The sequence below is a fragment of the Amycolatopsis echigonensis genome, from assembly GCF_014174495.1.
In the GTDB taxonomy this organism is placed as follows: Bacteria; Actinomycetota; Actinomycetes; order Mycobacteriales; family Pseudonocardiaceae; genus Amycolatopsis; species Amycolatopsis echigonensis.
Genome location: NZ_JACJHR010000162.1, coordinates 1 through 8,738 on the forward strand (window position 1 = coordinate 1; position 8,738 = coordinate 8,738).

An 8,738-nucleotide genomic window follows, 5' to 3' on the forward strand; every position below is an offset into this window, starting at 1 on the left:
AAACCGCAGCTCACGGGCGGTGTGTCGCGCTTCCATTATCGCTCATCAAGCGCGGCAAGGGAAGCGGAACAGCGTCGTTCTACGCGGCTTTTTCGTTGCCCTCCTTGGGGTTCTCCTGATTGTTTCGCCACTGGCCGATGAGCGTGGCCAGGGTGGTGACGGCGAGGTCGTATTGCTGGGCGGTCATCGGTTCGGTGTCGATCCGCTCCACGCGCCAGGTGTCCTGTGTGGAGGATCGTGTGGGGCGGAACGGGAGCACGCTGGCGTCATCGCCACCGTGCTCCTGCTCGTGGTCGGGTGTGTGCTGGGGCATGGTGCACCTCGGGTGCCTGCGAGCCCGCACAGAAGCGGGAGGTCGCGGGCGGCTGTCGGGCGGTCACTGGGCAACCGTCGATCAGCAGGACCCGCCGGCCCTCTGGTCACCAGCACCCCGGAAGCCTCCACACAGGAGCGGAGGGTTCGTGGTGGGGTGATGGCCGCGCCGCTACGCGCGATTCAAGAACCGGCTGGGGTCTGAACTGCTCCAACCATTGTGCCGCTTCGACTCCCCGACTGCCGTAGCACCCGCCGGGGCCAGCGATCACCGGTCGACTGAACCCTCCCACTGTCCACCCGAGACATCCGGCGAGACCGCCGCCGAGACCGCGAGACTCGTTGCGAGACTGGGTGTCTCGCTGGTCTCGCCGTGGTCTCGATGTCTCGTCTCGGCTCGTCTCCGTGTCTCGGTGCGGTCTCGCAAGGTGCGGGGCCACGAGTGGACAGCTCGACGTATAACGGGTTCAGATTTCCCTGCTGTGCAAGAGAACGGCGGGCCGGGACCGGCGCGGCCGTCATCGCTGTCGTTCTCACGGGATCACGTCATCGTCGGTCACCTCCTTTCGGGCAGGCGAAAGCGTGCGAGGAACCCTTGCGGGAACAGGAGATTCAGGCGGCCCAGCGTGGTCGCCGGGGACGCTGCGCCTCCGGCCGCGCCGGGGCTACCGGCGCGCGGTACACGTCGTCATCGTCTGCGTAATCGTCCGTGTCGTCGTAGAGCGTCACGTCGTCGAGGTCGTCATCGTCGTCCGCGTAGCCCGCCAGCTCGGCTGGTTCGGGCTTGGGTGTGTCGATGCGGCGCAGCATTTCCCGGTCGTGCGGGTCGAACGCCGCCTCGTTGAGCGGCTGGTCGGTGTTCGAGGCGCTGTGCTCGACGGAGGGGCCGCGTTGGGGCAGTTCGGCCAGTCTGTATCGGCGAGGCACGTTGTCGCCGCTGCGCGGCGTCCACAGGCCCCAGATCGGCCCTGCCGGGCCATCGGCGTGGGGGTAGGCGCCGTGGTCGCGGGCTGCGGTGGCGATCACGAGGCCGGGGTCGTGCCCGGCGAGGTCGCGGCGCAGTGCTGTGCGCAGGGCGATCTCCCGCCGGGCGGAGTGCACCGAAAACAGCAGGACGCCGAAGGCGTCGGTCGGGAAGTCGCGGTAGTCATCGATCTTGTGGATGACCGTGGTCAGCGATTCGGTGCCGGTGTCGTGTTCGAGGAAGAACCGCACCGTCCGCCCGTGCTCTTCCCAGCAGCCGTAGCCGTCCGGGCGCAGCCGGGTGTCCCGGCCACCGCCCAGGTACTTCACGAAGAACCCGGTGCAGCGGCGTTCGGACCACCATTGCGTCAGCCCACTGATCTCACCCTCGCGGCCCGCCTCCCGCAGGCGGGCGGGGTTGCGGTGGGCGGCGAGGGAGCAGAAGAAGTCGTTCACGCCGAGCTGGTGATCCAGCTTCGGCCACAGCGCGAGCCGTTCCAGGCTCTCGGTGTACGCCTTCGGCGACGGTGGTTTCTCCGCGCGCTGTGCCGCGATCAGCCGTGCGCCGAGGTAGCCCAGCGCGTAGCGCGTCTGGCTCGTCCCGCCGCGCACGTAGGACTCGCGGAACGCGAACACCACGCCCAACTCCCGCAGGTGCCGCAGCCGGTCCTGCGCGCGGCGCACCGACAGGAACTCGATCGCGGCGATCTGGTTGGTGGTCAGCACCTTGTGCTCGGCCAGCAGGGCCAGCAGTCGCAGCACCGAGATCTCGTTCCTGTGGATGACCGCCAACACCTCATTGGCGCTCGCCCTTCTCATCGCCGCAGTCGGCGCGACCCTGCTCACCCTGATCCTGGGCACCGCGCGGATCACCCAACTCCGTCGCCTGATCCGGAAACGCCGCAGCTAACCGAACCCTCGCGCCCCCAGCCTGTCCGCACAACGCCTTTGTGTCGCCAGCCGAGCGGCCCGCCAGGGTGGCGATGCCCGTTCCGGCACCACCGCCCCCGGCACTAGTAGGCCCGGTCGTCACCCAGAGTCACCGTTGCGGCTGCTGCGGGCGGGTTGGCGGTATCCATCGCGCCGAACCTTGGCGTGAGGGGCCTTCACGGAGACCGGCAGGCCGCTGACCAGCAGGTTTAGGTTCGTATACTGGCTTGTTGGGTGCACCTTCGCGCACCTGCCCGGCATGAAGGTGGTCGTGCCGAGTACGCCCGCGGACGCCAAGGGCCTGATGATCTCCGCCATCCGCGACGACAACCCGGTGGTCTACCTGTTCCACAAGGGGATCATGGGCCTGCCGTGGATGGCCAAGAACCGGCGCTCGATCGGCCCGGTGCCGGAGGACGAGTACGAGGTGCCCATCGGCAAGGCGAGCATCGTCCGCCCCGGCAGGGACGTGACGATCGTGACCCTGTCGCTGTCGGTGCACCACGCCCTCGACGTGGCCGACGAGCTGGCCGGCGACAACGTCGAGTGCGAGGTCATCGACCTGCGCAGCCTGGTGCCCATGGACACCGACACCATCCTCGAATCGGTTGGCCGGACCGGCAGGCTGCTCGTGGTGGACGAGGACTACCTGTCGTTCGGGTTGTCCGGCGAGGTGATCGCCCGCGTCGTCGAGCGCGATCCGACCCTGCTGCGCGCTCCCGCCAGGCGAGTCTGCGTTCCCGACGTGCCCATCCCGTACTCCCGCTCGCTCGAATACGCGGTCCTGCCGACCGCGGATCGGATCCGGCGGGCCGTGCTCGAGGTGGTCACCGCGTGACCGAGATCCCGTTTCCGATCATCTCCGACACCGACCCGGACGCCGAGGGGGTGGTCGCCACCTGGTTCGTCACCGATGGCGACCAGGTGCGGGAGGGCGACCTCATCGCCGAGGTGGCCGTCGACAAGGTCGACATGGAGATCCCGGCCCCCGCATCCGGCGTGATTCGGTTACTGGCCAAGGAAGGTGACGTCCTCACCCAGGGCACCGTCGTGGCCCGCATCGAGTGACCGCGCTACCCGGAGCTCCCGGCTGCTTGCTGCGCGTCGAGGCCGTTGCTCAGCGTGGCGAAGTCGCAGTAGGCGCGCGGTGACAGGCCGAACCGGCGGCGGAACTCGTTGATGAAGTGCGATGCGCTGGGGTAGCCGACCGCGCGCGAGATGCTGGCGACGGTACTGCCACCCGACACGAGCAGCTCCCGCGCGCGGTTCAACCGCATCTCCTTGACGAACTGGTAAGGCGACTTACCGGTGGATTCGCGGAACAGCGCGGTGAAGGCGGACGGGCTGAGGGAGACGTGCTCGGCCATGTCCGCCACCGACAGCGGCTCGGCCAGGTGGTCGCGGGCGTAGGAGATGGCACGGGTGACCGGGTCGTGGAACTGCTGGTCCGCGGCGATCTGCAGGAGCCGGGAGTACTGGTCCGCCTGCAGCACGCGGTACACCATTTCCTGCAGGTAGGCCGGGGCGAGGATGCGCCGGTCCGAACCGCTGGCCAGCGCGCGCAGGAACCGCAGGACGGCGCCCATCAGGCCGCAGTCCAACGCGGAGACGAACGCGGGAGCGGACTCGGCGGCCGGCGACGGTTCGGTCAGCGCGGCCGACCGCCACTCGACCATCTCGACCGAGACCTTCCGCACCACGGCCGGATCGATCTGCAGCACGAAGGACAGAAACGGCTTGGCGGCACTCGCTTCGACGATCTCCGCCTGGAAATGCAGGTGACTGTTGAGCACGAGGTAGTTCAACGGGTCGTAGCGGTAGGGCACGCCGTCGACGGTCACACATTTGCGTCCCTGCGCGACCACGCAAAGCGACAGCGACTGGACTTCCTCCCAGGTCGGCGCCGCCGGCTCGGCGAACCGGTAGATGGTCAGCCCTGGCCACAGCCCGGTGTTGGCCCCGAGTTCCGGGGCCCGCTCCAGCAACGCGGCGATGAGGTCGCCGGACGTCATCCTCTCTTCGAGGGCGCGCACTTCCTTGTGCATGCCACACTCCCCGCTCGCCAGCAGTCAGCACACCACGGCCGGTGAACCGCGAGCCGCGGTCACGCCGTAACCGAGGAGTTTACTCCGCCGGATGGCCCTCCGGGATGTTCGAGCGCGACGGCACGGGCTTGACCATGTAGGTGGCGTCAGTCGATCGTCTCGAAGGTGGCGACACTGCGCTCCACCAGGTTGGGAATGACCTCGCCGACGACGTAGGACTGAAACGCGTCACTCGCCTTGTGGTCCGCATAGCCGGAGGCGTCGACATACTTCTCGTAGACCACGAACGTGTCCGGGTCGTCGATGCTGACCTGGGCCTGGAAGTGCAGCATCTTCTCCTCGGCCCGATTGATCGGGGTCACCGTTTCCAGCACTTTCCTGATGTGCTCGGCCTGGCCCGGCTTCGCCTTCCAGGTCGCGATCACCACGTACGCCATTCGAACCTCCTGCACAAGATCAGAAATTGGTGAAGCCGATTGCCCGCAGCTGCTCGCGGCCTTCGGCACTGATGTCCGCGGGCCGCCAGGTCGGCACCCACACCCATTCGACGAGGAAGTCCGAAACCAGGCCGCCGTTGTCGGTCAGCAGCACGGTGCGGATCTGATCCTCCATCACCTCGGTCAGCGGGCAGGCCGCCGAGGTGAGCGTCATGGTGATGGTCGCGACCCCGTTGTCGTCGACCACGACGTCGCGCACGAACCCCAGGTCGACGATGTTGACCCCGAGATCCGGGTCGATCACCTCGTACAGCGCCTCGCGGACGGTCTCGGCCATCGGGTTCGGTGTGACGTCCTGGTACGCGCTCGCCTGCGGGCTCGCCGTGGTGCCGGGTCGATCGGGCGGCGCGGGAGCAGTGCCCGCCTGAGTGACGTACAGCCCGGCCGGCTGGAGTTCGACGGACACATCGGCGGTGGGGCTGCTGATCCAGTCCGCGATGCCGTGTGCCTTGCGCCGGACGCGAACGATGTCCTCCGCCGGTTCGGCCGATCCACCCGCGACGACCAGCTGGTCCGCCGCGATACCCGCCGCGTCCGCCCGCGCGAGCGCCTTGTCGATCACCCGCGCGACCGGTTCGCAGGTCCGTCCTGGTCCGAGCCTGAGCTTGGCCACCGCTTTGACGGCCGGCAACCCTCGGACCGCTTCGAGCGCGACGCGGGCTTCGTCCGCGACGACCCGCGCCTGCTGCTCCCGGACGGCCAGTATTCCCATCGTGGTCATGGTGACTCCTTCTCCGACACTGGCGGCTCAAGCTCGGGCGGTGGCCCTCGGCGACCGCGGTATCAGCCGCTTGAGGGGTACCGATTCGTCGCGCAGTTGCTCGGCGGTCACCTCGTGCGGCGCGAAGAGCATCCGCCGCACCTCAAGCACGTCTCGGGGGCGGTTGAGGGAGATCACCGCTTGGATCCGGCCGTCGACAAGGGAGAACGCCGAGAAGTCGTGGTCCTCCAACGAGCCGCGGATGACGAGGTCTTCGAGGTCGGCCGGCCGGCCGACCGACTGCAGGCTGTGCTCGTACTGATCCGACCAGAACCAGTGCGCCTCGGCGAACGGCTCCGCCGAGCCGGTCAGATTGAGTGCCACATTGGCGCCCTGGCGCAGGGCGTTGTCGTGATGCTCCACCCGGATCGTCCTGCCGTAGACCGGGTGATACTGCGCTGCCACGTCGCCTGCCGCGTAGATATCCGGCGCCGAGGTCCGCCCGTACTCGTCGACCACGATCCCGCCGTCCGTCGCCAGGCCGGCCTCGGCGGCGAGTTCGACATTGGGTTCACAGCCGATCCCCACCACCACCAGGTCACACTCGACCCGGTGGCCGAGGTTGGAGGTCAGCAGCATCCCGTCCCCGGTGTGCCGGAGCTCGCTGATGTACTCCCCCGCCCGGATCTGCACCCCGCGCGACCGGTGGATCCCGGTCATCACGGAGCCGATCGTGGCGCCGAGCACCCGCGCCAGTGGGGTCGGCGCCGGATCGAAGATCGTCACCTGCTTGCCGAGCCCGACCGCCGCCGCGGCCACCTCGCACCCGATGAAACCCGCGCCGATGACCACCACCCGCTCGGACTCGGCCAGCTGCGCGCGAAGCCGCTGCGAGTCCGCGGCGGTCCGCAGGTAGTGCACCCGGTCGCCGTCGAACCCGGGCAGCCGCCGTGGCCGCACCCCGGTGGCGAGCACCAGCCCGTCGTACCCGAGCCGCTCGCCGGTGGACAAGGTCACCGACCGCCCCGGCACATCGATCGCGGTCACCCTGATGCCGACGCGCAGGTCGACAGACTGCTCGTCGTACCAGGCCGGCGGCCGCACCTGGAACTCCTCGAATTCGGTGGTCCCGAGCAGGAAGTCCTTGGACAGCGGCGGCCGCTCGTACGGCGGCTGTGGCTCGTCGCCGACCAGCACGATCTCACCGTCGAATCCGTGCTTGCGCAGGTGGGTGGCGGTGGCCGCGGCCGCGACCCCGCCCCCCACCAGCACATGACGCCGGGTGCTCATCCGACGTCCACCAGGATCGTGCCGTCCTCTTCGACCCGGCACGGGTAGGTGATCAGCTCGCAGTTGTCCGGGTTCGTGCCCTTGCCGCTGAGCGCGTCGAACGTCCACATGTGGCGCACGCAGGTGATGGTCTGCCCGTCGAAGTCGCCTTCGTCGAGGGCCCACGCCTGGTGCGGGCACCGGTTCTTGTACGCCCGGACCTCACCGTCGATATTGACGAGCAGGACCTTCTTGCCGTCGATCTCGACGCCCTCCATCTCGCCTTCCCAGAGGTCGTCGAGATGCATGGCTTCCTGCCACTGCCCGGTTATTGCGCTGCTCATCACCCTGCCCTCTTCCCTTCTCCGGCCGCCTCCAGCCCCTCGAACAGTCGCGCGTGGAAGGCTTCCCGCGCCGCCTTGGCCCCGGCCGCGACCTCGTCGGCCGCTCGACCGTGCTCCGGCCGGGTCTCCAGTAACCTGCCGAGCCCGTGTGCCGCCGCGTCCGCGACCGGGGTCCAGCGGGCAATCCAGCGACGGAGCACGTCGGCGTTTTCGGGTTTCTGCTGCAGGCAGAAGCCCGCGAGCGCGGCGCTCCACCGGTTGCGGCGATCGTTGTCCGCCTGCAGGAAGGACAGCAGCAACCAGGAGAGCTGGTCGCCGTTGTCGCGCGAGACCTCCGTGAACTGGCGGACCAGCACGTCATCGATGGTCGGTGCCAGCACCAGGTTGAGCGCGGTGAACGCCTCACCCCAGTCGTAGGCGATCAGTGCCTTCTCGATCGCCTGCCGTGCCGGCTGCCATGCCTCGTCGTTTTCCCAGATCCCGCGCTCGGCGGTGCCGATGCCCGAGTCCGGGTGGGCGAGCTGCAGCTCCCGGGTTCGGTACGCGGTGAGGGTCACCCGGCGCAGGTAGTCCGCGGTCGCGAAGCTGGCCGCGTTGGTGACGTACGACGTCGGCGCCATGTAGCCGATGTAGGCCTCGACCTGCTGGCATCCGTGCAGGAGGTAGCGGGACGGGGTGAACATCGACCCGAGCAGCGCGACCTGGCCGGGGGTGAGCGCCGAGTCCGCGTTCGCCTCGGCGAACTCCTCCAGCACGCCCGCGGTCTTGGTCTCGGCTTCGGCCTGCAGGTTGACGTAGGTCTTGTACGTCATCGAGTCCGGGTCGCGGAACTGCTCCCAGTCCTCCGCCTTGAGCGGTGAGTTCTCCCGGTAGGTGAGGAACCACAGGTTAGGCGGGGACGACGGGTTGTGCTCGAACGCCGACGGGCGGTTGGCACGCATCGTCCAGTTCTGCCCGTGCGTCACGATCTCGTACTCGCTCGGCATCCGGCGCACGTCGCCGAATGCGCTGAAGGTCCGGCGCGGGCGCGCCTTCCTCGGCTGACCGGTCATGACCGCGCTCCTTCCCTCGCCAAGGCGTTCTTCTTCGCCGACACCTTCTCCCAGGTGATCGAGTCACTCGTGGTGGTGATGCGGCCGTTGAAGGACGACATCATCGACTCGAAGGTGCGGATCTCGTAGTCCGCGCCGAGGTAGGCGCGGAGCGTGTCCTGGGTGACGACCAGGCGATCTTCGCCCTGCACCCGGATGTACGAGCCGCGGTCGATGACCTCGATCTCGTGGTCCGGGTTGTCGTCTTCGATGGCGGCGATGATCTGCTCGACCTCGTCGCCCATCCGCAGGATCGGCCCGACAGGATTCTTCATGACTTGCCCTTCGGGATGTCGTACTCGACGCGGACGTGATCCAGCGGCGCTATGCCCGCTTCGGCGACGGTCATCTCCGGTGGCAGGCGCCTGCCGTTGTGGAAGACGACCTTCTCGTAGGGCAGGGCGCGGACCCGCTTGCCCTCGACGTGGTACGCGACCGCGGCCGCGACCTCGCGGACGGTGTCTGCGGTGGTCACCGGCACCAGGATCTGCACGAAGTCGTCGGCGAAGACCGCGTTCAGCGGCACCACCTGCGGCGCCTGGTCCTCGATGGGGAGCTCCACCGTGGCATTCTCGGTCATGACTGGT

At 68.4% G+C, this 8,738-nt stretch carries 13 protein-coding genes; 3 read left to right on the forward strand and 10 right to left on the reverse strand.

What is annotated here, in order from left to right; translation table 11 throughout:
* Nucleotides 1–79: 79 nt before the first annotated feature.
* Both H5411_RS45155 and H5411_RS45160 read right to left on the reverse strand, forming a co-directional pair.
* Nucleotides 80–313, reverse strand: a complete 234-nt coding sequence (locus H5411_RS45155) for a hypothetical protein (protein ID WP_183127880.1) — start codon at nt 311–313, stop codon at nt 80–82.
* A gap of 611 nt (nt 314–924) precedes the next feature.
* Nucleotides 925–2,037 (reverse strand): replication-relaxation family protein, encoded by a 1,113-nt coding sequence (locus H5411_RS45160; RefSeq protein WP_312878757.1) that lies wholly within the window; start codon nt 2,035–2,037, stop codon nt 925–927.
* A gap of 19 nt (nt 2,038–2,056) precedes the next feature.
* On the opposite strand from H5411_RS45160, the gene H5411_RS48745 reads away from it, so the two are divergent.
* The 3 genes from H5411_RS48745 (at nt 2,057) to H5411_RS45170 (ending at nt 3,273) form a co-directional block, all read left to right on the forward strand.
* Nucleotides 2,057–2,185 carry a hypothetical protein gene (locus H5411_RS48745; RefSeq protein WP_281377661.1) on the forward strand — a complete coding sequence of 43 codons (129 nt, stop codon included), beginning with the start codon at nt 2,057–2,059 and terminating at the stop codon, nt 2,183–2,185.
* Nucleotides 2,186–2,455: 270 nt separating this feature from the next.
* On the forward strand, nt 2,456–3,043 hold the full coding sequence (locus H5411_RS45165; RefSeq protein ID WP_267939128.1) for an alpha-ketoacid dehydrogenase subunit beta: 588 nt from the start codon (nt 2,456–2,458) through the stop codon (nt 3,041–3,043).
* Nucleotides 3,040–3,273 (forward strand): biotin/lipoyl-containing protein, encoded by a 234-nt coding sequence (locus H5411_RS45170; RefSeq protein ID WP_013673003.1) that lies wholly within the window; start codon nt 3,040–3,042, stop codon nt 3,271–3,273. The genes H5411_RS45165 and H5411_RS45170 overlap by 4 nt, the downstream gene beginning before the upstream one ends.
* A gap of 5 nt (nt 3,274–3,278) precedes the next feature.
* Here H5411_RS45170 and H5411_RS45175 read toward each other — a convergent pair whose 3' ends face one another.
* From H5411_RS45175 to H5411_RS45210, 8 genes are all read right to left on the reverse strand, one after another.
* Nucleotides 3,279–4,250, reverse strand: coding sequence for an AraC family transcriptional regulator (locus H5411_RS45175; RefSeq protein ID WP_013673004.1), 972 nt, complete (start codon nt 4,248–4,250; stop codon nt 3,279–3,281).
* Between the two features lie 146 nt (nt 4,251–4,396).
* Nucleotides 4,397–4,687, reverse strand: coding sequence for a putative quinol monooxygenase (locus H5411_RS45180; RefSeq protein ID WP_013673005.1), 291 nt, complete (start codon nt 4,685–4,687; stop codon nt 4,397–4,399).
* Nucleotides 4,688–4,706: 19 nt separating this feature from the next.
* Nucleotides 4,707–5,468, reverse strand: coding sequence for an iron-sulfur cluster assembly protein (locus H5411_RS45185; RefSeq protein WP_013673006.1), 762 nt, complete (start codon nt 5,466–5,468; stop codon nt 4,707–4,709).
* A gap of 27 nt (nt 5,469–5,495) precedes the next feature.
* Nucleotides 5,496–6,737, reverse strand: coding sequence for an NAD(P)/FAD-dependent oxidoreductase (locus tag H5411_RS45190; RefSeq protein WP_013673007.1), 1,242 nt, complete (start codon nt 6,735–6,737; stop codon nt 5,496–5,498).
* Nucleotides 6,734–7,060, reverse strand: a complete 327-nt coding sequence (locus tag H5411_RS45195; protein ID WP_013673008.1) for a Rieske 2Fe-2S domain-containing protein — start codon at nt 7,058–7,060, stop codon at nt 6,734–6,736. The genes H5411_RS45190 and H5411_RS45195 overlap by 4 nt, the downstream gene beginning before the upstream one ends.
* Complete coding sequence (locus tag H5411_RS45200; protein WP_013673009.1) at nt 7,060–8,112, reverse strand: ferritin family protein; 1,053 nt, start codon at nt 8,110–8,112, stop codon at nt 7,060–7,062. The genes H5411_RS45195 and H5411_RS45200 overlap by 1 nt, the downstream gene beginning before the upstream one ends.
* Nucleotides 8,109–8,426 (reverse strand): MmoB/DmpM family protein, encoded by a 318-nt coding sequence (locus H5411_RS45205; RefSeq protein WP_013673010.1) that lies wholly within the window; start codon nt 8,424–8,426, stop codon nt 8,109–8,111. Before H5411_RS45205 ends, H5411_RS45200 begins: the two co-directional genes overlap by 4 nt.
* The coding region (locus H5411_RS45210) for a toluene-4-monooxygenase system B family protein (protein WP_246370473.1) at nt 8,423–8,738 on the reverse strand (316 nt) is incomplete at its 5' end. The genes H5411_RS45210 and H5411_RS45205, both read right to left, overlap by 4 nt.

Bases quoted from the DNA above. Each gene is read 5' to 3' on its own strand.
- H5411_RS45155 (WP_183127880.1), bottom strand. From the start codon at position 313: ATGCCCCAGCACACACCCGACCACGAGCAGGAGCACGGTGGCGATGAC.
- H5411_RS48745 (WP_281377661.1), top strand. From the start codon at position 2,057: ATGACCGCCAACACCTCATTGGCGCTCGCCCTTCTCATCGCCGCAGTC.
- H5411_RS45175 (WP_013673004.1), bottom strand. From the start codon at position 4,250: ATGCACAAGGAAGTGCGCGCCCTCGAAGAGAGGATGACGTCCGGCGAC.
- H5411_RS45180 (WP_013673005.1), bottom strand. From the start codon at position 4,687: ATGGCGTACGTGGTGATCGCGACCTGGAAGGCGAAGCCGGGCCAGGCC.
- H5411_RS45185 (WP_013673006.1), bottom strand. From the start codon at position 5,468: ATGACCACGATGGGAATACTGGCCGTCCGGGAGCAGCAGGCGCGGGTC.
- H5411_RS45190 (WP_013673007.1), bottom strand. From the start codon at position 6,737: ATGAGCACCCGGCGTCATGTGCTGGTGGGGGGCGGGGTCGCGGCCGCG.
- H5411_RS45195 (WP_013673008.1), bottom strand. From the start codon at position 7,060: ATGAGCAGCGCAATAACCGGGCAGTGGCAGGAAGCCATGCATCTCGAC.
- H5411_RS45200 (WP_013673009.1), bottom strand. From the start codon at position 8,112: ATGACCGGTCAGCCGAGGAAGGCGCGCCCGCGCCGGACCTTCAGCGCA.
- H5411_RS45205 (WP_013673010.1), bottom strand. From the start codon at position 8,426: ATGAAGAATCCTGTCGGGCCGATCCTGCGGATGGGCGACGAGGTCGAG.